Raw genomic sequence first — 21499 nt, forward strand, 5'->3', positions numbered from 1 at the left:
AGGTCAGGTTGCCCTGCCTGGTCCGCGTGCTGCAAGGACGAAGGTTAGCCGTGCCGTTCCACCAGCACGGACCCAACGGAATAGCCCGCCCCAAAGGAACAGATGATGCCGGTATCGCCGTCCGCCAGATCGTCTGAGTATTTGGAAAACGCGATGATCGACCCGGCCGAGGACGTGTTGGCGTAGTCCTGCAGGATGTTGGGTTGTTCTCCGGGCTCCGGCGTGCGCCCCAGCACTTTCTTTCCGATGAAGTCGTTCATGGTTTTGTTGGCCTGGTGCAGCCAGAGCCGTTTCAGGTCCGATGCCTCGACACCCTCGTCGGCCATGTGACCGGCAATGTGCTGGCTGACCATGGGCAGCACTTCCTTGAACACCTTGCGCCCGTTCTGCATGAACTGCATGTCGCGGCGGTCTTTCACTCCATCCGGGCGGGACCGGCGCAAGTAGCCATTGTTGTTGCGGATGTTGTTCGAGAACTCGGTGGCGCAGCGCGTTGACTTGATCTCGAAATAGGGGCCTTTGGCGTCTTCGGCCCGTTCAATCAGGGTGGCCGTTGCCACGTCGCCAAAGATGAAGTGGCAATCGCGGTCGCGCCATTCCAAATGGGTCGAGCAAATCTCGGGATTCACGACAAGGGCCGAGCGGATCGATCCCGAGCGCACCATGTCCGCGGCCGCCTGAATGCCGAACGTGGCCGACGAGCAGGCGACGTTCATGTCAAAGGCGAAGCCCTGAATGCCCAGAAGCTGCTGGATTTCGATGGCCACAGCCGGGTAGGCGCGTTCAAGGTTCGATGCCGCACAGATCACCGCATCCACATCCGCTGCCGTCTTGCCCGCATGCGCGAGCGCCTTTTGGGCCGCATCCAGTGCCATTTCGGCCATGATCGACGGTTCGTCATCGCTGCGCTGACGCAAAAGCGGGTGCATGACTTTGGGATCCAGAATGCCCGACTTGTCCATCACGAACCGGCTTTCGATCCCCGAGGCCTTGAAGATGAACTCTTCGGACGAATGGTCTTTGGCCTCGACCTCGCCCGTCGCGATCGCGTCGGCGTGTTCGGCGTTGTAAAGATCGGCATAGGCGTTGAATGCCTCGACCAATTCCGCGTTAGAAATGGATTGCTCTGGTGTGAACAGGCCCGTGCCGGTGATCGCTGGTGTGAAAGCCAAGGTGCGCCCCTTTCAGGCTTGTCGCGTTTCGGGCGAACTTATAGGTGCCGCGCCCTTATTCGCAAGGGGGTGCGCCGCTGCGGAAATCCCGAAATTACAGGGCGGGGTGGTGGTGGGCTTGCCAATGCGGGCGTGAGGGTGCTTTCGTGCGCGCGACGGGCAGGAGGGCCAAGATGAAACTGGGATGTATCGGGGACGATTTCACCGGATCAAGTGATCTGGCCAATACGCTCGCCAAGGGGGGGATGCGCACGACGCAGTACACTGGTGTGCCTGGCACGGATGCAGACCCGTCGGTTGAAGCTGGCGTCGTTGCGCTCAAGTCGCGCTCGATTGATCCAGCCGATGCAGTGGCAAAGTCGCTGGAGGCTTTGGGCTGGCTAAGAGCGCAGGGATGCACGCAGTTCTTCTTTAAGTATTGTTCGACCTTTGACAGCGCGCCGGAGGGCAATATTGGCCCCGTGGCTGATGCGCTGGCTGAGGCATTGGACGCCCATCAGGTGATTGTTTGCCCTGCTTTTCCCGGTACGGGCCGGTCGGTCTATCAGGGCCACCTGTTCGTGAATGATGTGCTGTTGAGCGAAAGCGGGATGCAGAACCATCCGCTGACCCCCATGACTGACCCTGATCTTCGTCGGTGGTTGGCGCAGCAGACCCAATATGCGGTGGGGCATGTGGCCGCTGGGTCCGTGTTTGCCGGGGCGGATGCGATCCGTACGGGCTTGGCCACCGAGCATGCGGCGGGCAAGCGGCACATCGTGGTGGACGCGATCCGGGATGAGGATTTGCGCGCCATCGGTGCAGCGGCCCGGGATCTGCCCTTGATCACGGGTGGATCGGGCGTGGCGTTGGGTTTGCCCGCGAACTTCGGATGTGTCGCCGGGGATGTGCCTTGGATGGGGCAGGGCGGTCGCGCCGTGGCGTTGTCTGGTTCCTGTTCCATCGCGACACGGGCGCAGGTGGCCTATCACGCGGTCCGGCATCCGGCGCGCGAGGTTCTGGCAGCTGATGTGATCGAAGGGCGATTGACCGCTGGTGATGCAGCGCTGTGGGCCTTGGCGCAGGATGGGGTGCCATTGCTCTATTCCTCTGCCGATCCGGAAGTGGTGCGACACGTACAGGATCAGTTTGGCCGTGAGCAGTCGGCCGTGGCACTCGAAGGTTTTTTTGCCGATGTGGCCCGCGCGGTCCGCGACGGTGGGGCGACCCGCATCATTACTGCCGGAGGCGAGACGTCGGGCGCGGTGGTCGAAGGTTTGGGCCTTGATACGTTGGACATCGGACCGGAGATCGATCCGGGTGTGCCTGCTTTGCGCGCGGGGCCTGATCTGGTTGTTGCCTTGAAGTCGGGGAACTTCGGGACCGAGGATTTCTTTGAAAAAGCGGATCAGGTGTTGCGGGCATGAGTGCGGACAGCGCGTTGCGCGAACAGATTTGCGTGCTGGCGAAGTCCCTGTTCGACCGGGGGCTGACCCATGGCTCGACGGGCAACATTTCGGCCCGGACCGAGGATGGCGGGCTGCTGGTGTCACCCACCGGCACGAGTTTTGGACGGTTGGACCCGGGGCGGCTGAGCCGTTTCGATCCGGGTGGGCGGCATGTGGCCGGAGATAAGCCCACCAAGGAGATGCCGCTGCACACCGCGTTTTACGACACGCGCAGTGTGGCGGGTGCCGTAGTGCATCTGCATTCCTGCCACTCAGTTGCGTTGTCCATGCTGCCCGGTGCGGATGAAGACAATTTCCTGCCGCCCCTGACACCCTACGGCATCATGAAACTTGGCAAGGTTCAGTTGCTCCCCTTCTTCCTGCCGGGCGATCCGGCGATGGGTGAGGCGGTGCGCGGCCTTGCCGGCAAGCGGTCGGCGGTGATGCTTGCGAACCATGGGCCCGTGGTCGCAGGCAAGGATGTGGAAGCGGCGTGTAACGCCATCGAAGAGCTTGAGGATACGGCACGGCTGGCGTTGATGACGCGAGGCATGGGCGCGCAGGGGTTGACCGAGGATCAGGTGCGGTCGGTCGTCATGACGTATGACGTCGCGTGGGACGACTGAGTGACGTATCTGGCCCAGCTTATGCGGTGATCGTGTTCCCATCCGCATCAAAGAAATGCGTGCGCTCGGGATCGAAGCTGAGCCCCACCAAATCGCCCACCTTCAGTTGTGCATCCCCCGAAATCCGCACGTTGATCTGACCCGCTGCGCCACAGTCCAGCAGAACGAATGTGTCGGCCCCCAGATACTCGGCCACGTCCACGGTGCCATCGCACTGCCCCGTGCCCGAGGTCCCCACGACAATGTGCTCGGGCCGCATCCCCATCTGCACAGCACCTGCGGCCACAGGGTACGGACCCGTCCGGCCGCCCGACACGGTGTAGCTGTCGCCTGATGCCTCGCAGTCAAAAACATTCATCTTCGGGCTGCCGATGAATTGCGCCACAAAGACGTTGCCGGGGTGATTGTAAAGCTCGCGCGGGGTGCCGACCTGGATGATACGGCCCGCGTCCAGCACCACGATGCGGTCGGCCAGCGTCATCGCCTCGACCTGATCGTGGGTGACATAGATCATCGTGGCTGACAGCGCCTGGTGCAGCTTGGAAATCTCGTAGCGCATCTCGACCCGCAGGGCCGCGTCGAGGTTCGACAGTGGCTCGTCGAACAGGAACGCCGTCGGTTCGCGCACGATGGATCGGCCAATGGCAACACGCTGGCGCTGCCCGCCCGACAGGTCCTTGGGGCGGCGATCAAGATACTGATCGAGTTTCAGGGTCTCGGCGGCGGCGTCCACCTTTTCGGTGATCTCGGTTTTTGGCGCACCCGCCGTTTTCAGCGAGAACCCCATGTTGTCGCGCACGGACATGTGGGGGTAGAGCGCGTAGGACTGAAACACCATCGACAGACCGCGCTTGCTGGGCGGCTGATCGGTCACGTCCTGACCATCGATGTCGAGCGAGCCGCGGCTTATGTCCTCAAGCCCCCCGATCATGCGCAACAGCGTGGACTTGCCGCAGCCCGAGGGGCCTACAAAGACGATGAACTCGCCATCGTTGATCTCCAGATCAACACCTTTTATGACCTGCACCTCGCCGTACCACTTTTCGACGGCATTCAGAGTGATCGCGCCCATCTTTACGCTCCTTCAGTGTTGGGAGAGGCCCAGGCCAGCCAGACGGCGGCGGTCCATGTAAACGTGCTGCCGCCCGCGGGGGCCCCGTCGCGGGGGTCGAAGTATTCGGCAAATCCGTGCTCAGCAATCAGGTCTGCGGTATTGGCGCGGAGCGCCGTGCCCTGGGGCAGGCCGAAGTCCATAAGCCCCTCGCTGATCATCAAGTTCATGATCGCCCAAACAGGCCCACGCCAGTAGCGCTTGCCGTCGAAGCGTGCGTCATCCGGGGTGAGCGACGGCACACCATATTTCGAAAGCGCCATCACTTCATCCAGACGGGTGCGCATGTCGGGGTGGTCGACACCAGCATATCAGCAGAGGAACGACGCGTTGGATATGGATCCGGCCCAGCTGCCGCCCACAACATCACGTCCGTCAAAACAGGCCAACGTGGGGTTCCAAAGTGTCTTCGCCCCTGCTGCCAGCGTGGTGACCCATCTGCGCAACTCGTTCACGTCTTCGCCCAATATCTCGCCTATGGTGATCAGGTCGCGCGTGGCGCGCAGCAGGATGAAGGTCATGGTCGGGTCGGCCACACGGAAAGGGGTGTCCTCAAGCATTGCTGCCTCATCCCAGCCCAACCGCGCGCCCCGTTGCACCAGCCAGATATAGCGGTCGTAGTCGTATTTCGTGGGCCGCATTGAACTGTCGACATGGGTCGTGTCGCGGCGCGTGTACTCGCCTACACCATCGGGTGTAATGGCTGCCATCGCGGCATCCCAATCGGGGGCGTTGTCGCGACCCGCTTCCCATGGATGCGTGACGCAGACGGCGCCGTGATCCAGCCGCCAATCCATGAACCAGCGATGCCAGGCGACCATCTTGGGATAAAGTTCGGCCACACGATCCCGACCAAAATCGGTATCCTTTTCCAGCACCATCCGCGCCATGGTCGCCGCCACGGGCGGTTGGCTGATACCTGACGATGGGATCGGACCCGTGCCCTGCCACACGTCGTGGTTCGGGAAATACCCGTCATCGGGTACATGGAACAGGATATGCGGCACCATCCCGTTGTCCCACTGGCCCGAGAAGAGGGTCTCGATCTCGGCCCAGGCGCGGTCGATGTCGAATTCGGCAAAACCTACCGCGGCAAAGGCACTGTCCCAGTTCCATTGGTAGGGATACAGGCCCGAGGTTGGGATCGTGTACCCACCCTTGTCGTTGCGTTTCAGGATTGCGCGCGCTTCCTCGTCGCGCATGTCCGTGGATGTCATGTCTCGCATCATCCTTTTACCGACCCCGCGGTCAGCCCTTTCGTCATGAACCGTTCCAGCCCCAGGAACAGGGCCATGATCGGGATCGTTGCAATCACAGCGCCCGCCATCAGGTGCTGGCGCGGAATTTCAGAGGAGTTCAACATCGCGACCCCACGGGTCAGCGTGAATTTCGATGGATCGTCCAGCAGCATGAAGGCCAGCAGGAATTCGTTCCAGGCGATCATGAAGACATAAAGCGACACCGACACCATCGCGGGCAGCGACAGGGGCAGGGTGATCTTCCAGATCACTTGCAGGCGGGACAGGCCGTCCATCAGTCCCGCCTCCTCGACCTCGCCCGGCAGGCCGCGGAAGTATCCCTGCAGCATGTAGAGGGCAACGGGGATCGTGGTGACCGGATAGATCATCAGCAGCCCGGGAATGGTGTTGCGCAGGCCGGTCATGGAAAAGGTGATATAGATCGGCAGCGCCAGCACGATCATCGGCACCATGTAGATCAGCAGGATCGAGCGCAAAAACGCGGCCCGCCCCTTGAACCGCAGCCGTGCCACGGCATAGGCGCCGGGGACGGAGAACAGCAGCGTGATCAGGACCGTCAGAACCGACACATAGAAGCTGGTCCAGAGGTAACTGCCGAAATTGAACTGGCCAAACAGCTCGATGTAGCTGCGAAACAGGTCCCAGCCGCGGCTGAGTTCGATGGAGAAATCGAGCGGGTTCTTGAGCAGCGCCTGCTGCGATTTCAGGCTGGTCATCACCATCACGTAGAAGGGGATCAGCACGGCGGCGGTAAAGACAATGTAGCCGAACCCGGTCAGAAACCGGATCACCGCATCCTCAAATGCATGGCGTGTAAGTGGACCGGGATGCGCCTCGACCAGCATGAGGGTCAGGGGCCAGATCATGAACAGACCAAAGGAGATGACGGCCATAAGCTGCCACAGAACCGGGACGTTCTCTTGAAACAGAATCGGGGACAGTGGTGTGAACATCAACACGACGCACAGCAGGATGAAACCGCCCATTACCAGTCGCGCATCGCGCACATAGATGCTTGCCAGCCCACCGCCCAAGCCAAGGATAAGGCAACCCAGAGACCCGGGCCGAAAGCCAAGACCTGAGGCAAAGGACAAGGTAACAGATACCGTGACGGCGATGACAAAGGCCCAGAACAGGCCAATCAATGCACCGGTTACAGTGCCCTGACGCAGCATGCTCATGCCGATCCTCCTTCATCTTGCCAGATAAACTCCGGGGTGAATTGGCCGTCAGGCCAAGAGGGGCAGCGCCCCTTTTCCCCGCCCGCCGTAGGCACCCCGCTCACGCCCGCCTCCGGCAAGACGCAAACTTGTTTTGTGGCTCCCGACATCACAGCCCTTCCTCCTGAGAAATGTATTTGAAGAAGAAAAAGCTGAACAAAAGCAGCGTGGCAAAGATCACCACGGCCACCGCAGCCCCTGCTCCAATATTCGAGATGGCGAAGGCTTGTTCATAGACGTTCACGGTCAGCGTGCGCGTGCCCGCATTGCCGCCGGTCAGCAGGAAAATGTCGTCGAACTTGTTGAAGGTCCAGATGAAGCGCAGCAGGAACAGGACCGACAGGATACCCAAGAGCATCGGCAGCGACAGGTACCAGAATTTCTGGAAGGGCGACGCGCCATCCATGTCGGCAGCTTCGTACATATCGGTGTCGATGGACTGCATCCGCGCAAGGATGAACAGGAAGGACAGCGGGAAATAGCGCCAGATCTCGAACACCGTGACCATGATCAGGGCAAGCGGGCGCTGGCCGAAGAAGTTGATGCATTGGCGATGGCCTTGTAGAAATCCAGCACTTCTGTCGTGGCCGCGGCATCCAGTTCCTGGAAACCGTCATCGCCCACCGGGCTTACGCCATTGGCGAGGAAGACATGTTCCAGAACCTGGGACATGAAGTTCTCGTCTACCTTGGTGGCTGCGACGAAACCGTACATTTCCGGCGGGTTGTGCAGAGCCTCAAGCGCAGCCTGCACGTTTGCAAAGGTGTTTGGTGGTTCCAGCCCTTTCTCGGCAAAGAGATCAGCGCGGTAGACGATCATCTGTGTCCAGCCGTCGACGGGGACCGATGCAATGTCACCGTCATAGTCCGCCATCGCCAGCGGTCCGGCGGCGAACGTATCGCGGCCCAGACCGTCGACAACCTCGGTCGCGGCTTCGGTGTCCAGAATGCCGGCTTCGGCCCAAGGCAGGGCGTATTGCAGCGAGTGGTAAATGACATCGGGCAGGTCTCCGGCGGCAAAGGCGGCTGTCGTGCGCGTGCCCAGCTCGGTCTCCGACACCGGGATCACTTCAACGCTGTTGCCCGTCGCCTTTTCGAACTCCGCCGCCATCTCCTGTTGCTTGGCCAGCCGCTCTGGCTGCTCTTCAGTCGTCCAGAAACGGATATCGTCTGCCATCGCCGCACCGGCACCCAGCACAAGGCTGAGCGCAGTGCCCGTGGCCAATCGGGCCATCAGACCTTTGGTTGCAAACATTCAGGTGTCCTCCCATTGGATATTCGTCGGCCCGGTCGCCTGCACAGCAATCCGAACGGAACCTGCTCTAAATGGTGGGCGGATAATTGCAACGATGCAACAAATATTTTTGCTGCGGTGCTTTGGGTAAAAATCAATAAATATCATTTATTTGCCGCAGCGCGGCGATACAGCGGTATTAAAAATTGCAACGATGCACTATGATTCGTTGTTGATCAGAATGTGTTCGCCTGCTCTGATCTTTTGACAAGATACCCCAAGTTGATCCAAGGCAGGCCATGGCCGATCCGACCCGCAAACCACCAACGCTCAAGACGATTGCAGAGATCACTGGTCTCAGCCTGTCGACGGTGTCGTTGTCGTTGCGCGATGGATCGCGCCTGAAAAAGGAAACACGGGACAAGATCGCGGCCGCAGCGGCTGAAGTGGGATATGTTCCCAATCGCGCAGGCGTTCGCTTGCGTACGGGGCAGACCAACGTCCTGACGCTGGTCTTGTCACCGGCCAAGAACACCATCGACTACACGCGCCAGATGATCGAAGGGATCGGCGCACATCTGTCGGGCACCAAGTACCACCTGAATGTCATTCCCGACCTGCAAGGGGCCACGCCCGAGGAATCGGTGCGCTATGTCCTTCAGAACCGCACATCCGATGGAATCATCCTTACGCATACAAGTGCGCGCGATCCGCGGGTGCAGATGTTGATCGATGCCGATTTTCCCTTTGTTTCTCACGGGCGGACCGAGTTCTACGCCGCCCACGCCTTTCATGATTTTCACGCCGAACGATTTGTCGAAATGGCGGTTGAGCGGTTGCTGGAGCGCGGGCGCAAGCGCTTTGTCCTGCTGGCCGAGGATGATGCCACCACGAACTTCGCCAAGATCACGGGTGGGTTCCATCGGGCACTGGCCCGCCACGGGCTGACGGGCGAGGTCGCGACCGACACGGGCATCCTGATTTCCATCGATACGGCGCGTGGGTTCGGGCAAGCGCTGGCACAGCGCAGCGATCCGTTTGACGCGATCATCAGCAACAACGAATTGGCGACGCTGGCGTTGATGGGCGGTATGGCAGATCAGGGGCAGGTCCTGGGCCGCGACTATGATCTGATCTGCCGCCAGACAACGCCCATTCTGCCGACGCTATACCCGCAGATCGATACAGTGAGTGAAGATCTCGTTGCGACAGGTCACGAACTTGCCCGCCTGTTGATCGACCGGGTGAGCGGCGTGCCCGTGGATCAGTTGCAGACCCTTCACGAACCTGAACCGCAGTGGCGCAGCGGTTGAAAGCACCCTCGTGTGCGAATGCCTTGCTCCTAAGGGCGATTGACCGACACTTGGTGTCCTAGGCCACGCCGCGGATCAGGTCGGATGCTTTTTCACCAATCATGATAGCGGGCGCGTTGGTGTTGCCGCTGACAATCTCGGGCATGATCGAACAGTCGGCGACGCGCAGTCCCGTGATCCCGTGCACACGCAACTGTTCGTCGACCACCGCCCCCTTGTCCTGACCCATCTTGCAGGTGCCGGTCGGGTGATAGATCGATGCCGTGTTGTTGCGGGCCCAATCAAGTGTTGCGTCGTAGTCGTCCATCGGCAGATCGGCATGAGGCCGATACTCTTCCGAGATTTTTGACGTGAGTGGCGCATGCCGGGCGATCCGGCGGGCAATATTCACGCCTTCGACCACTGTTCGGCAGTCTGTCTCGGTGCTCAGGTAGTTCGGGATGATCTTGGGATAGGTCTGCCCGTCCTTGCTGACCAACCGAATCTCACCCTTCGATTCGGGTCGAAGCTGGCAAACGGACATGGTGAACGCCGAAAATGGGTCAGCGCCTTTGCCAGGGTTTTCTGCAGAAAGGGGCTGGACATGGAATTGAATGTCCGGCGTCTCCAGGTCATCGCGGGTCTTCATGAACCCGGTTGCGAGGCTCGCCGCCATGGTCATTGGACCGGCCCGAAACATCAGGTACTTGAGGCCGATCTTGGCCTGTCCGAACAGGCTCGACACCTCGTCATTCAGGGTCGGTTCATTGCACTTGTAGACAAGGCGCGCCTGCAGGTGGTCCTGAAGATTCTTGCCCACGCCGCGCAGGTCGGCAACCACGTCGATTCCGTGCTCTTGCAACTGCGCCGCCTCACCGATTCCTGACAGCATCAGCAGTTGGGGCGAGTTGATGGAACCGCCCGACAGGATCACCTCCTTGCGCGCCTTGACGGTCTGCCATGCACCGCTGCGATCGCGGTATGATACACCCGTCACCTTCTTGCCATCCAACTTGATCTTTTCGACCTGGGCATGGGTCACGATATTCAGATTCTCGCGGCTGCGGGCGGGGTTCAGGAACGCCACGGCGGACGAGCAGCGACGGCCGTTACGGGCAGTTAATTGAAAGAAACCAACACCTTCCTGATCGGCGCCGTTGTAATCCGGATTGAATTTGTAGCCCGCCGCTTGCGCTGCTGCGACCCACGCATCGGTGATCGGGCGTTGGATGCGCATGTTAGAGACAGACAGGTTACCCTGGTCGCCGTGGAAGTCATCGGCGCCGCGTTCGTTGCGTTCGGACCGCTTGAAGAGGGGCAGCACATCGTCCCACGCCCAGCCGCGGTTGCCCATCTGCGCCCAGCGGTCATAGTCCTGCTGTTGACCGCGCACATAAAGCAATCCGTTCAAGGACGACGACCCGCCCAGCACCTTGCCGCGCGGCCATTCGATTGAGCGGCCATTCAGGCCCGGATCGGGTTCAGTCTTGTAACACCAATCAACATTCGGGTTGTGAATGGTTTTGAAATATCCGACCGGAATATGGATCCACGGATTCCAGTCACGACCGCCTGCTTCGAGCAGCACAACCTTCGTGTTCGGGTCCGCGCTCAGACGATTCGCGATCACGCAGCCGGAACTTCCTGCACCTACGATGACATAATCGGCTTCCAAAACGGACCCTCCCTTCCTTAAAGTCAAAAAAAGACTAGGCAGATTGTCGAAGCTGCGCTAGCCTTTTCTGAGATAAAACGTCTCAATAATGTGTATCAGGGAGGATTGCATGAAACTTGAGAAAAACCTCGCGGGCATCTCGCGCCGTGATTTGTTCCGTGTGGCAGGGCGCTACGGCCTAAGCTCCACGCTGCTTGCAGCGGGTAGCTTTGGTGGTGCGATGAGCCTTGCCAATCTGGCGGCGGCAGCGGAATCAACCTACGAAAAGCGGTTCGCGAAAGAGCCCAAGCACGTGCTGAAGTTCGGCGCGGCCGGCTTCAACCAGCAGAACTTGCTGATCGAGCGCGCCGGTTGTCTTGAGTTCGCGCGCGATCTCGAAGAACGGACAGACGGTGAGATTCGCATCGAATTCATCGGGAACAACCAGATTTGTGGCCAGCTGTCCTGCGTTGAGAAAGCGCAGCAGGGAATCGTCGATTTTTATGCGGCATCCACTCAGAACTCCGCCGGTGGCGCGCCTTACCTGAACGTGCTCGACTATGCGTACATGTTCCGCAGCCGTGCCGACCAGTACTACTTCATGTACAGCCCAGACAGCCAACGCATCCTGCGTGACCCGTTCGAAAAGCGTCACGGCCTGAAGTTCCTGTTTACGCACGCAGAACTGCGCGGCATCCAGCTGGGTCTGTCGTGGGAAGACAAGCCTACTGTCGACAACATCGACGTGCTGCGTGGCACCAAGAACCGCGTGACCGGTACACAGCTTGGCCGTATTGCGATGAACGCCCTTGGCTTGAACCCGGTTCCGGTTGCATGGGAAGAAACCCTCGACGGCCTGAAGCAGGGCCTGATCGATGGTGCGGAAACATGGGCCTCGGCCGTGGCGTACGCCAACATGTCGCCCGTGGTCAGCCAGTGTGTGGACCTGCGTTTCTTCTGCGGCACCGAGCACACTGCCATGAACGCGCAAAGCTTCGACAACCTTGGCGGTGAGCTGCAGGATGCGGTTATGGAATCGTCCTACCTGACACAGGTGCACGTCCAGGCCGCAAACGAGGCGGCTCTGGTCAACACCGTTGGTTTCAGCCATCCGCACCAAGGCCCCGACACGATCTTCGCTCAGAACAACGTCCGCGTTGCCGCACTGTCCGACGCCGAGATCAAGAAGGCCGAAGAGCAGTGCTCGCCCGAGTTCCAACCGCAATTGTGGGAACAGTGGCGCGAGCGGATCAATGGCTGGGCTGATGGCATCGACACGTACCAGGAAATCTATGACGGTGTTCGCCAGAACCCGCATTCCCTGGCCGAGAACGTCGAACCCCGCCGCTGGTGGCGCGGTTAATCCGGAAGCGGATTTCTCACAAAATCAATGGCTTGGGCGTATGTCGCCCAAGCATCTGTCCATGTCGCGTAACACCGGCATGGATTTCCGTATCCTGACGCGACAAGATGCCGGAACGGATTTGCCAGGCACGAGGGAGGTGCAGCATGGACATGATTGCGGGCATGGGAGAAATCATCTCCGCCCTGATGACAGGCGATTCATTCGAGTTGCAGACCGCCCTGCGCGGCAACTCGGGAATGTGGCCTATTGGGTTCGTCGTCACTTTCGTGGGGGGCGCCCTGGTGGCGCTGCTGTATCGTGCGGTTCCTGTTATTGAGCGTCACCTCGAACCGGCTGTAATGGTCGTCGCATACCTGGCGATCGGCTACATCATCTTTGCGGGTGTGGTGCAGCGCTTTTACCTCAGCGGGCAACCGGCGTGGTCAACGACCCTGCCGCCGTTCCTGTTCCTCATCATGACCTGGGTCGGGTGCAGCTATAACGTCAAGCTGCGCACGCACCTCGCCTTTGCCGAGTTTCGCAAGATTGCGCCGCGCGGCATACAAATGGCTCTGCTTCTACTCGATGCGATCCTGTGGTTCGGTTTTGCCTGGATTGTGGTGGTCACCACGGCGCAGGAAACCGTCCGCGCCGCCGCCAACTTCGCCATCATGCTTGGTACCGACAACGTGATGCAGTGGTGGTTCCTGGGCACCGTGCCCATCGCATTTATTCTGCTGACAGCGCGCGTGATGGAAAATCTGTCCGCCGACTTGCGCAAATACCGCAACGGGGGCGAGATGATCGAAACCGCTGTGATCGGAGGTGACGCATGAGCGATCCAACCCTTATCACGCTGATTTCCATTGCAGTGACAATCCTGTTTATGATGGGCGTGCCTGTCTTTCTGGTCATCGCCTACTGGGTGATCGGCATGTCCTTCGTGCTTGAACTGCAGCTTCTCAACATGGGTGCGGCGCTTCAGGACGTGTTCACCGACGGCTTTGCGCTTCTCGCCATGCCGCTCTTCATCCTCACGGGTGACCTGATCAACCGCTCCGGCATCGCCCGGCGCCTGTCCGACTTCGCCTATGCGTGCCTCGGCTGGATCCGCGGCGGCCTCGCCATGGCCTCGCTTGGCGCGTGCGGCCTCTTCGCCGCGATCTCGGGGTCGAACTCGGCCACCACCGCCACGATCGGCTCTATGCTGCACCCGGAAATGGTCAAGGGTGGCTATGATGAACGCTTCTCTGCGGCCACTGCTGCGGCGGGCGGGACGGTGGGGATCATCATCCCTCCGTCGATCATCTTCATCGTCTATGGCTTCCTGATGAACTTGCCGATCTCCGACCTGTTCGTTGCCGGGATCATCCCGGGTGCGTTGATGGTCCTGGGCATGATGCTGGCCTGTTTCATCATTTGTTGGCGCAACGGATGGGGGTACCTGATTGCCCTCAGCCCGTTCCGGGTGTTCAAAACCGCGCTGGGCGCATGGCTTGGTTTCTTTGCCATCGGTCTTGTGCTCTGGGGTATCTACACGGGCAAGTTCTCACCCACCGAAGCGGCGGGTGTAACCGTGGGCTTTGGCATCATCGCGGGTCTTGTCAGCTGGGTGATCAGCAAAGTGTTCAACATGGACCAATCCAAGGATTGGTCAGAGAAGTCCGCGATCTCTATGCTGGTGGTGGAAGGGTTCACCATTCCGCAGATCCCCGGCATCGTTATGCGCTCGGCCCAGATCACAGGTATCCTCGCGCCGCTGATCGCTATCTCGGTGGTGATGCAACAGATCTTGTCGCTTCTGGGCGCGCAGCAGGTGATCGGCGATTTCGTAACCTCAATGGGCGGCTACTATCCGGTTCTGTTTACAGCGATGGGCATCGTGTTCATTTGTGGCATGGTGCTGGAATCACTGCCCGTGACCATCATCCTTGCCCCGATCCTTGCGCCCATTGCGGCCTCGGTGGGTGTCGATCCTGTCCACTTCGCCGTGATCTTCCTGGTTGGTGCATCCATCGGCTTCGTCACACCTCCCTACGGTCTCAATCTCTACGTTGCGTCAGGCGTAACAGGCGTTCCATATTTCCGCCTGCTTCGTTATACCGTGCCGTATCTGTTCGCCCTTATTTCAGTGTGGATCATCGTTTCACTAACGCCTGACCTCGCGCTGCTCCTGCTGCCAGAAAGATAATGCCGTAGAGCCATGCCTGACGATCATCGCCCCCGCAAGGAAACCCAAATCCCCACCAATCTGCGCCTGCTGATGGTGCTGGAGGAGGTCGCCAAGCGTGGGGTGGCCGTCAAACCGACAGACCTGATCGATGCATTGGGTCTGCCTAAACCCACCGTCCACCGTCTGTTGCAGACGGCTGAGGCCGAGGGGTTCCTGCAACGCGATCTGGATGGGCGCAGCTATGGGCCGGGCCCGCGTCTGCGGGCCTTGGCCGTCAGCACAATGTCATCGGAGCATTTGCGCACGGCACGCCTGACCATCCTGCGCAGCGTGGCAGAGGAGGTGGGCGAGACCTGCAACCTTGCCACTGCTGACCGCGAGGGGATGACCTATCTCGACCGGGTCGAAACCGAATGGCCGCTGCGCATTCAGCTGCCCATCGGCACGCAGGTGCCGTTCCATTGCACGGCATCGGGCAAGATGTACTTGTCGACCCTGCGCCCCCACATCCTGCGGACAGTTCTGACGACCCGACCGCTTGAGGCGCATACCGAAGGCACGCTGGTCGACATGGACGGCATCAAGGCCGAGTTGGAAACCACGCGCATGCGCGGATATTCCACGGACAATGAGGAATTCATGTCGGGTATGGCTGCCGTCGCAGTCCCGATCTGGGACGGGCAGGGGAAACTTTTGGCCACCTTGTCGGCCCACGCCCCCATCCAGCGCCGCAGCCTTGTGGATCTGATCGACTTTCTGCCAGCCCTGCGCCGCGGCGCGGAAGAGTTGACCCGGCTGCACACGTCGTAACTTACAACCCGTGAAACTGGTGCTTCTCAAGAAGCGCCACCAGCATATCGCGCGCCGCTTGCCGGTGGGCATGGTGGGTATCATGCGCCGTCTGCACGTCCCCGCGCGCGATCGCTTGATAGACGATCCGGTGATCTTCGTTCGATTGTTTGGGTTTGGGGCGCATGAACAGGGTGGTGGCGCGCGCGCGGCGCACCTGATCACGCATGACCGACACCACCATGCTCAGCCGTGCATTGCGGCCCAAGCGGACAAGCTCGCGGTGGAACCGGTCATCCGCCTCGGCCCAGGCCCGCAGATCGTCCGCCGCCAGCGCGGCATCCATATCGCGGATGGCTGTGGCCAGCGTGGCAAGGTCGGACTTGGAATACTGCGCTTGTGCCGCGCGGGCGGCGGCAAGGCTCTCCAACTCGGTGAGGATGTCATAAATCTCGGCCATGTCGGTGGCCGATACCGGGCTGATGCGGATGCCCCGGCGCGGTCGCATCTCGACCAAACCCTGCGCCTGCAACATCAATGCCGCCTCGCGCACGGGCGTGCGGGACATACCCAGCTGTTCGGCCAGCTCGCTCTCAAGATGGTCAGACCCGGGCGGCAACTCTCCGGCAAAGATCATCTGGCGCAGGGCCGATACGGCCCGTTCCACATTGCTCATGGCCCCCATTACTCCACCTCTTCCAAAGTGACCTTTCGACCCTCCTTGGCCGAAGCATAGATTGCATCCTTCACTGCAATAACCCGCAGGTAGTCGCGCGCCGTGTTCTCAAGCGGCGTGCCTTTTGTCATTGCGCGGATCACATGGGATTGCAGCGCGTGCACGCAATCGCCGCCAAACCCGTCCCATGTGTCGGGGCCAAGGATCGTTCCGACCTCTGACAGACCGAAGGTGCGCCGCGTGACAGATCCATCACCGTGCAATGCAAGTATGCCCTGTGTCCCCTCGATCAACGCCTCGCCCATGGTCCGGCGCAGGTTGTCGGCCACATGGTCCAGATGCCTGTTGCCATCAAACAGCGCCCGCACCGGCCCATGGTCAAAGATCACGTGGCCTGCATCTTCGCCCGCGATCACGGGATTGATGCGGCGCAGATCGGCATAGACGGCGCTGGCGGGGCCAAAGAGATAGGCAAAGGTGTCCACCCAATGCACCGCCGTTTCATGGACCAGAAACCGGGGCATCTGCTGGAAATAAGGCTGACGGTCCAGATAGGCTTTCGGCCCCTGGCCGTCACCCGGGCGCAAACGAAAGGTCGCGTTCAGCACATCCCCTATCGACCCGGCCTCCAACTCGGCCTTGATGGCGCGATACCACGGCTGAAACCGGAAATTCTCGTGCACAACCAATCGCGCGCCTGCTGCCTCTGCCTCCGCAACGATGGAGCGCACCTCGTCGATATCCATGCAGAACGGTTTTTGGCAGATGATCCATTTGATCCCTGCCGTCAGGGCCGCACGAATGGTGGCGGCATGGGCGGGCGGGGGCAGGATGATGTCCAGTAGATCGGGTGCTGCCTCCGTCAGCATCACGCGCAGATCGTCAAAGGCAGGCGCGCCGGTGGCGCGCGCCTTTTCAATATCCAGATCGCAGGCTCCGACCAAAGTGACCCCATCCATGCGCGCCCAACTGCCATAGTGGAACTGGCTGAAATAGCCCGCGCCGACGCAGGCCACCCGGATCATGCCAACGCCCCTTTTACAGCAGCAGCGACCTCCGCTGTCCCGGCGGTTCCGCCCAGATCACGGGTCAGGACGCGACCCTCGGACACAATGGCATCGACCGCACTCCGCAATTTTTTGGCATCTTCTGCCATCGCAGGCATGTCATGCCGCCCGGCCAGCCATTCCAGCATCATCGCGCCCGACAGGATCATCGCCATCGGGTTTGCCACACCTTGGCCCGCAATGTCAGGGGCCGAACCATGGCAGGGCTGGAACACCGCGTGATCTGCCCCGATGTCCGCCGAGGGCGCCAAACCAAGGCCACCCATCAGACCAGCCCCCAGATCGGACAGGATGTCGCCAAACATGTTCTCGGTCACCATCACGTCGAACGACCACGGGCGCTCGACCATCCACAATGCGGTTGCATCGACATAGGCGTGATCGGCCTCGATCTCCGGATGCTTGGCCGCCTCGGCATCGAACATCTCGCGGAAGAACGCGAAGGCGCGGAAAACATTGGCCTTGTCCACGCACGTCACCTTGCCCGGCCCTTGTCCCGACGCTTTGCGCGCATGGGCCATGTCAAAGGCAAAGCGGAACAGGGGTTCGGAGATCGCGCGCGTGATGCGCAGTGTCTCGCGCGCTTCGTCAGCCTCAACCTCGCCGCGGCCTTGCGTATAAAACAGCCCCTCGGTGCTTTCACGGATAAGGACGAAATCCACGGGCTTGTCGGTGGCCAAAGGGGTTGGCTGTCCGGGCCGGATGGTGACGGGGCGGACACCCGCAAACAGGGTCAACGCCTTGCGCAGGTCAATCTGCGGTGCAATTTCGGTCCCGTCCGGGTAGCGGATGCTGGGCAGCCCCATGGCGGACAGAAGGATTGCATCTGCCGCGCGGGCGCCCTCCATCGAAGTGGCGGGCAAGCTCTCGCCCGTCTTGGCATAATGCGCCGCACCCGCAGGCAGGTCGATCCAGTTCAGGTCATAGCCGCTGCCTACCGTCAAACCGGTTAACAACTCAACCGTGGGGGCCATGATCTCGGGGCCGATGCCATCCCCCTGAAACACGGCGATATCAAAACTTCTGTGCATGGCGCGGGCCCCTTTTGGCATAGGCTGGCGAAAAGCGACTCGCTTCTCGTATATGTTTATGTATACATTAATGTATGAATTATCAAATACCCGGCCGCATTCACTGCGGAGGGCACGGAAAAAGGGGCACCCATGCCATATGCAGTCACCGTCATCTTCGACCTGAAACCAGGAACCCAGGACACGTTCTTGTCGCACATCATCCGCAACGCGCGCCGCTCGCGCTATGATGAACCCGGGTGCCAGCAATTCGACGTGTGCACAGACCCCAGCCAGCCCGACACAGTCTTCCTCTATGAACTCTACGATGACCTTGCGGCGTTCGAGGCGCATCAGCAGACGCCGCACTACCTCGAAACCGGTCCCAAGATCGCCGACATGGTTGCGAAAAAGACCCTGAACACCTTTGAACTGGTCCACAGATGACCTACGAAGTCTACGCCATCAAATACGCTGAACAGACGGCGCGTGTGCGTGGCGACAATTACATGTTCGACGACAATCACGACGCCCCCGATCCCATCGACTTCTACATGTGGCTGATCCGGGGGGAGGGGCGGGTGATCCTTGTGGACACCGGCTTTGACGCTGCCGAAGGGCAGGCGCGGGGGCGACCCATCCGCCTTGATCCGGGTGAGGCGTTGAAGCCGTTCGGCCTGAACCCCGAGGACGTGACCGAGATCATCGTGACCCACCTGCATTTCGATCATGCGGGCGGTCTGCACCTGTTCCCGAATGCTAAATTGCATCTGCAAGCGGCCGAGATGGCCTATGCCACCGGCCCGTGTATGTGTCACGACGCGCTCCGCGCACCCTTCACCGTGAGCCATGTTGTTGCTGCGGTGCAGCGGCTCTATTCCGGCAAGGTGGTCTTTCACGATGGCGACAGCGAGATTGCCGAGGGCATCACCGTGCACCGCATAGGCGGCCACACAAAGGGGATGCAGGCCGTGCGCGTGCGCACGCAGGCGGGGTGGTTGGTGCTGGCCTCGGATGCTGCGCATTTCTACGGCAACTTCCTGACTGGAACACCCTTTCCCATCGTGGTGGATATGCAGGACATGTTGGACGGGTTTGCCACGATCCAAAGGCTTGCAAGTGCGCGGAAACTTGTCGTGCCCGGTCATGATCCCTTGGTGCGGCAGTATTTTCCAAACGCTATGGCTGACCACATCACGCGGCTTGATGTCGGACCTACGCAGGACCCGACACTGTAACAAAGCGCCATCGCCTGCGCTCAAATATGAGGCAAAACGGCGAAAACAGCCGGTTCCGGCGGTAACACTTAGCGCCATTTCTCACGTGGTAGAGAGGTGAACGCCAAAAAGTTGCTGCACATGCAAAGCGGCCCTACCTCTTGAACAATCACGGCTTTCCGCGCCGCAGCATTGTCCAGAGAGGTCACCCATGACACGCACCGCCATCATCACCGGATCAACCAGCGGCATCGGGCTCGGCATTGCCGAGGCTTTCGCCGCCCAAGGCTTCAACATCATGCTGAACGGGTTCGGCGACGCGAACGAGATTGAGGCGACGCGTGCAGACCTTGACGCCAAATCCGCGGGGACGGTCGCCTATCACGGCGCCGACATGACCAAACCGGACCAGATCGCCGATCTGGTGGCGACAACCGAAGCGCAGTTCGGTGCTGTCGATATCCTCGTGAACAACGCGGGAATCCAACACGTCGCCCCGGTCGAAGAGTTCCCGTTGGACAAATGGGACGCAATCATCGCTATCAACATGTCCTCGGCCTTCCACACCATTCGTGCCGCTCTGCCGGGGATGAAAGAGCGTGGGTTCGGGCGGATCATCAACGTGGCTTCGGCCCACGGCCTTGTCGCGTCGCCCTACAAGTCAGCCTATGTCACGGCCAAGCATGGGATCGTCGGTTTGACTAAGACCGTCGCCCTTGAGGCCGCGCAGCACGGTGTCACCGTAAACGCGGTCTGCCCGGGCTATGTGCTGACCCCGCTGGTCGAGGGGCAAATTCCCGACACGGCCAAGGCGCGCGGCATCACCGAGGAAGAGGTGAAACGCGATGTGTTGCTGGCGGCCCAGCCCACCAAGGAATTCGTGACCGTCGAACAACTGGGTGCGGTGTGCACATTCCTGTCCTCCGAGGCCGCAGCCTCCGTCACCGGCATTGCGATGCCGGTTGATGGTGGCTGGGTCGCGCAGTAGGGGGCGGGGACATGTCAGTCACCAACGGCCGGGCAAAGCGTCACGAGAAATCCATCAACCTCGCCCTTCAGGGCGGGGGATCGCACGGGGCCTTCACCTGGGGCGTCCTTGATCGGATGTTCGAAGAGGACCGTCTGTGGATCGAGGCGGTCAGCGGCACCTCTGCCGGGGCCATGAATGCAGTGGTTGCGACGCAAGGAATGTACGACGCGGGTGCGGCCGGAGCGCGGCAAGCGCTCGAAGATTTCTGGCGCGCGGTCAGCCGCGCAGGGCAGGGCAGCCCGATCAAGCGCACGCCGCTCGACATGATGCTGGGGTCCTGGTCGCTCGATGCCTCGCCCGGCTACGTGATGATGGATATGATGAGCCGGATGGCCTCGCCATACGACCTGAACCCCCTGGGGCTGAACCCATTGCGAGACGTGGTTGAGGATTTCATCGACTTCGACAAGGTCGCCAAATGCGATGACATGGGGCTGTATATCTCTGCGACCAATGTCGAAACGGGACGGGCGCGTGTCTTTCACCGACATGAAGTGACATTGGACGTGGTGATGGCCTCGGCTTGCCTGCCCAACATGTTCAAGGCGGTCGAGATTGATGGCGTGCCCTATTGGGATGGCGGTTATATGGGCAACCCGGTGCTGTTCCCCTTTATCGATCACTCGCCGTCCTCGGACATCGTGATTGTGCAGATCAACCCGCTGAAACGCCCCGGCACCCCCCGCCGTGCGCGGGATATCCAGAACCGGATGAACGAGATCACGTTCAACGCCTCGCTTTTGCGCGACCTGCGCACGATTGATCTGGTGCATCGGTTGATCGAGGACGGGGCCCTGTCCGACAACGAGTACCGCGTGATGAACATGCACATGATCGACGGGTGCGACGACATGCTGGCGCTTGATGCGTCGTCCAAGCTGAATTCGGAATGGGCGTTCCTGATCCATTTGCGCGATCTGGGGCGGCAATATGCGGACCGCTGGTTGACCCAGAATTTCGACAAGATCGAGAGGGAAAGCACGCTGGATCTGCGCGAGATGTTCGATGATTTCGGGGCACCTCATGGTGCCAATGCGGTGGAGCTGAAATCGAGAAAAGGATGAGTGAAGCCGGTCCGATGTGGGGTGTCCCCACGGGGACAAACACATGAAAGTTCGCAAATTCAATGGTTTGCTGATCACGCTAACCAATTTTTAACCCGTGGACACCGCGACTGCGCGGCGCCGAAACCTCGGAG

Annotated in this window: 21 protein-coding genes and 2 pseudogenes; 12 read left to right on the forward strand and 11 right to left on the reverse strand. The window is 60.4% G+C overall.

The annotated features are described in order from the left end of the window. Nucleotides 1-44: 44 nt before the first annotated feature. Nucleotides 45-1172 carry a beta-ketoacyl-ACP synthase III gene (locus Q1A75_RS13665; protein WP_299556038.1) on the reverse strand — a complete coding sequence of 376 codons (1128 nt, stop codon included), beginning with the start codon at nucleotides 1170-1172 and terminating at the stop codon, nucleotides 45-47. 173 nt (nucleotides 1173-1345) lie between these two features. On the opposite strand from Q1A75_RS13665, the gene otnK reads away from it, so the two are divergent. Together otnK and Q1A75_RS13675 are read left to right on the forward strand one after the other, a co-directional pair. After that, complete coding sequence (gene otnK / locus Q1A75_RS13670) at nucleotides 1346-2578, forward strand: 3-oxo-tetronate kinase (RefSeq protein ID WP_299556040.1); 1233 nt, start codon at nucleotides 1346-1348, stop codon at nucleotides 2576-2578. Beyond that, entirely contained in the window at nucleotides 2575-3225 is a 651-nt protein-coding gene (locus Q1A75_RS13675) for an aldolase (RefSeq protein ID WP_299556042.1), read from the forward strand. The genes otnK and Q1A75_RS13675 overlap by 4 nt, the downstream gene beginning before the upstream one ends. A 19-nt stretch (nucleotides 3226-3244) precedes the next feature. Here the strand turns inward: Q1A75_RS13675 and Q1A75_RS13680 are convergent, their stop codons facing one another. The 6 genes and pseudogenes from Q1A75_RS13680 to Q1A75_RS13700 form a co-directional block, all read right to left on the reverse strand. Continuing rightward, nucleotides 3245-4297: an ABC transporter ATP-binding protein gene (locus tag Q1A75_RS13680; protein WP_299556044.1), complete on the reverse strand. Its 1053-nt coding sequence runs from the start codon at nucleotides 4295-4297 to the stop codon at nucleotides 3245-3247. 2 nt (nucleotides 4298-4299) lie between these two features. Continuing rightward, a complete protein-coding gene (locus tag Q1A75_RS24275) occupies nucleotides 4300-4623 on the reverse strand; it encodes a hypothetical protein (RefSeq protein WP_366142205.1) in 324 nt (107 codons plus the stop codon). 24 nt (nucleotides 4624-4647) lie between these two features. After that, complete coding sequence (locus tag Q1A75_RS13685) at nucleotides 4648-5553, reverse strand: hypothetical protein (RefSeq protein ID WP_366142206.1); 906 nt, start codon at nucleotides 5551-5553, stop codon at nucleotides 4648-4650. Between the two features lie 8 nt (nucleotides 5554-5561). Then, nucleotides 5562-6776 carry a carbohydrate ABC transporter permease gene (locus tag Q1A75_RS13690; protein ID WP_299556046.1) on the reverse strand — a complete coding sequence of 405 codons (1215 nt, stop codon included), beginning with the start codon at nucleotides 6774-6776 and terminating at the stop codon, nucleotides 5562-5564. Nucleotides 6777-6924: 148 nt separating this feature from the next. Further along, a pseudogene (locus tag Q1A75_RS13695) lies at nucleotides 6925-7359 on the reverse strand (sugar ABC transporter permease); the annotation flags it as partial. Beyond that, a pseudogene (locus Q1A75_RS13700) lies at nucleotides 7356-8048 on the reverse strand (extracellular solute-binding protein); the annotation flags it as partial. The pseudogenes Q1A75_RS13695 and Q1A75_RS13700, both read right to left, overlap by 4 nt. A gap of 36 nt (nucleotides 8049-8084) precedes the next feature. Here Q1A75_RS13700 and Q1A75_RS13705 point away from each other — a divergent pair. Continuing rightward, entirely contained in the window at nucleotides 8085-8273 is a 189-nt protein-coding gene (locus Q1A75_RS13705; protein WP_299556048.1) for a hypothetical protein, read from the forward strand. A 74-nt stretch (nucleotides 8274-8347) separates the two neighbouring features. Continuing rightward, complete coding sequence (locus Q1A75_RS13710) at nucleotides 8348-9361, forward strand: LacI family transcriptional regulator (RefSeq protein ID WP_299555381.1); 1014 nt, start codon at nucleotides 8348-8350, stop codon at nucleotides 9359-9361. Nucleotides 9362-9419: 58 nt separating this feature from the next. Here Q1A75_RS13710 and Q1A75_RS13715 read toward each other — a convergent pair whose 3' ends face one another. Beyond that, nucleotides 9420-11015, reverse strand: coding sequence for a choline dehydrogenase (locus Q1A75_RS13715; RefSeq protein ID WP_299555384.1), 1596 nt, complete (start codon nucleotides 11013-11015; stop codon nucleotides 9420-9422). Between the two features lie 109 nt (nucleotides 11016-11124). On the opposite strand from Q1A75_RS13715, the gene Q1A75_RS13720 reads away from it, so the two are divergent. The 4 genes from Q1A75_RS13720 to Q1A75_RS13735 all read left to right on the forward strand — a co-directional run bounded on the left by Q1A75_RS13720 (nucleotide 11125) and on the right by Q1A75_RS13735 (nucleotide 15322). Next, nucleotides 11125-12357: a TRAP transporter substrate-binding protein gene (locus tag Q1A75_RS13720; protein WP_299555387.1), complete on the forward strand. Its 1233-nt coding sequence runs from the start codon at nucleotides 11125-11127 to the stop codon at nucleotides 12355-12357. A 146-nt stretch (nucleotides 12358-12503) separates the two neighbouring features. Further along, nucleotides 12504-13175, forward strand: coding sequence for a TRAP transporter small permease subunit (locus Q1A75_RS13725; protein WP_299555390.1), 672 nt, complete (start codon nucleotides 12504-12506; stop codon nucleotides 13173-13175). Continuing rightward, nucleotides 13172-14530 carry a TRAP transporter large permease gene (locus Q1A75_RS13730; RefSeq protein ID WP_299555393.1) on the forward strand — a complete coding sequence of 453 codons (1359 nt, stop codon included), beginning with the start codon at nucleotides 13172-13174 and terminating at the stop codon, nucleotides 14528-14530. The genes Q1A75_RS13725 and Q1A75_RS13730 overlap by 4 nt, the downstream gene beginning before the upstream one ends. 12 nt (nucleotides 14531-14542) lie before the next feature. Beyond that, nucleotides 14543-15322 (forward strand): IclR family transcriptional regulator, encoded by a 780-nt coding sequence (locus tag Q1A75_RS13735; RefSeq protein ID WP_299555396.1) that lies wholly within the window; start codon nucleotides 14543-14545, stop codon nucleotides 15320-15322. 1 nt (nucleotide 15323) lies between these two features. On the opposite strand, the gene Q1A75_RS13740 is transcribed toward Q1A75_RS13735, so the two are convergent. From Q1A75_RS13740 to Q1A75_RS13750, 3 genes are read right to left on the reverse strand one after another with little or no spacing between them, the layout of a single operon-like run. Continuing rightward, on the reverse strand, nucleotides 15324-15977 hold the full coding sequence (locus tag Q1A75_RS13740; RefSeq protein WP_299555399.1) for a GntR family transcriptional regulator: 654 nt from the start codon (nucleotides 15975-15977) through the stop codon (nucleotides 15324-15326). Between the two features lie 8 nt (nucleotides 15978-15985). Beyond that, nucleotides 15986-17002, reverse strand: coding sequence for a Gfo/Idh/MocA family oxidoreductase (locus tag Q1A75_RS13745; protein ID WP_299555402.1), 1017 nt, complete (start codon nucleotides 17000-17002; stop codon nucleotides 15986-15988). After that, complete coding sequence (locus tag Q1A75_RS13750) at nucleotides 16999-18075, reverse strand: isocitrate/isopropylmalate family dehydrogenase (RefSeq protein WP_299555405.1); 1077 nt, start codon at nucleotides 18073-18075, stop codon at nucleotides 16999-17001. Before Q1A75_RS13750 ends, Q1A75_RS13745 begins: the two co-directional genes overlap by 4 nt. Nucleotides 18076-18207: 132 nt before the next feature. Between Q1A75_RS13750 and Q1A75_RS13755 the strand changes: the two genes are divergently transcribed. From Q1A75_RS13755 to Q1A75_RS13770, 4 genes are all read left to right on the forward strand, one after another. Continuing rightward, nucleotides 18208-18501: a putative quinol monooxygenase gene (locus tag Q1A75_RS13755; RefSeq protein ID WP_299210152.1), complete on the forward strand. Its 294-nt coding sequence runs from the start codon at nucleotides 18208-18210 to the stop codon at nucleotides 18499-18501. Next, nucleotides 18498-19292 carry an N-acyl homoserine lactonase family protein gene (locus Q1A75_RS13760; RefSeq protein WP_299555408.1) on the forward strand — a complete coding sequence of 265 codons (795 nt, stop codon included), beginning with the start codon at nucleotides 18498-18500 and terminating at the stop codon, nucleotides 19290-19292. Before Q1A75_RS13755 ends, Q1A75_RS13760 begins: the two co-directional genes overlap by 4 nt. A gap of 190 nt (nucleotides 19293-19482) precedes the next feature. Further along, the gene (locus tag Q1A75_RS13765; RefSeq protein ID WP_299555411.1) at nucleotides 19483-20259 is read left to right on the forward strand and encodes a 3-hydroxybutyrate dehydrogenase; all 777 of its coding nucleotides are present in this window, start codon (nucleotides 19483-19485) and stop codon (nucleotides 20257-20259) included. Nucleotides 20260-20270: 11 nt separating this feature from the next. Beyond that, nucleotides 20271-21365: a patatin-like phospholipase family protein gene (locus Q1A75_RS13770; protein ID WP_299555416.1), complete on the forward strand. Its 1095-nt coding sequence runs from the start codon at nucleotides 20271-20273 to the stop codon at nucleotides 21363-21365. The last annotated feature ends 134 nt before the right edge of the window (nucleotides 21366-21499 follow it).

It is taken from the genome of uncultured Tateyamaria sp. (assembly GCF_947504105.1).
Lineage (GTDB): Bacteria > Pseudomonadota > Alphaproteobacteria > Rhodobacterales > Rhodobacteraceae > Tateyamaria.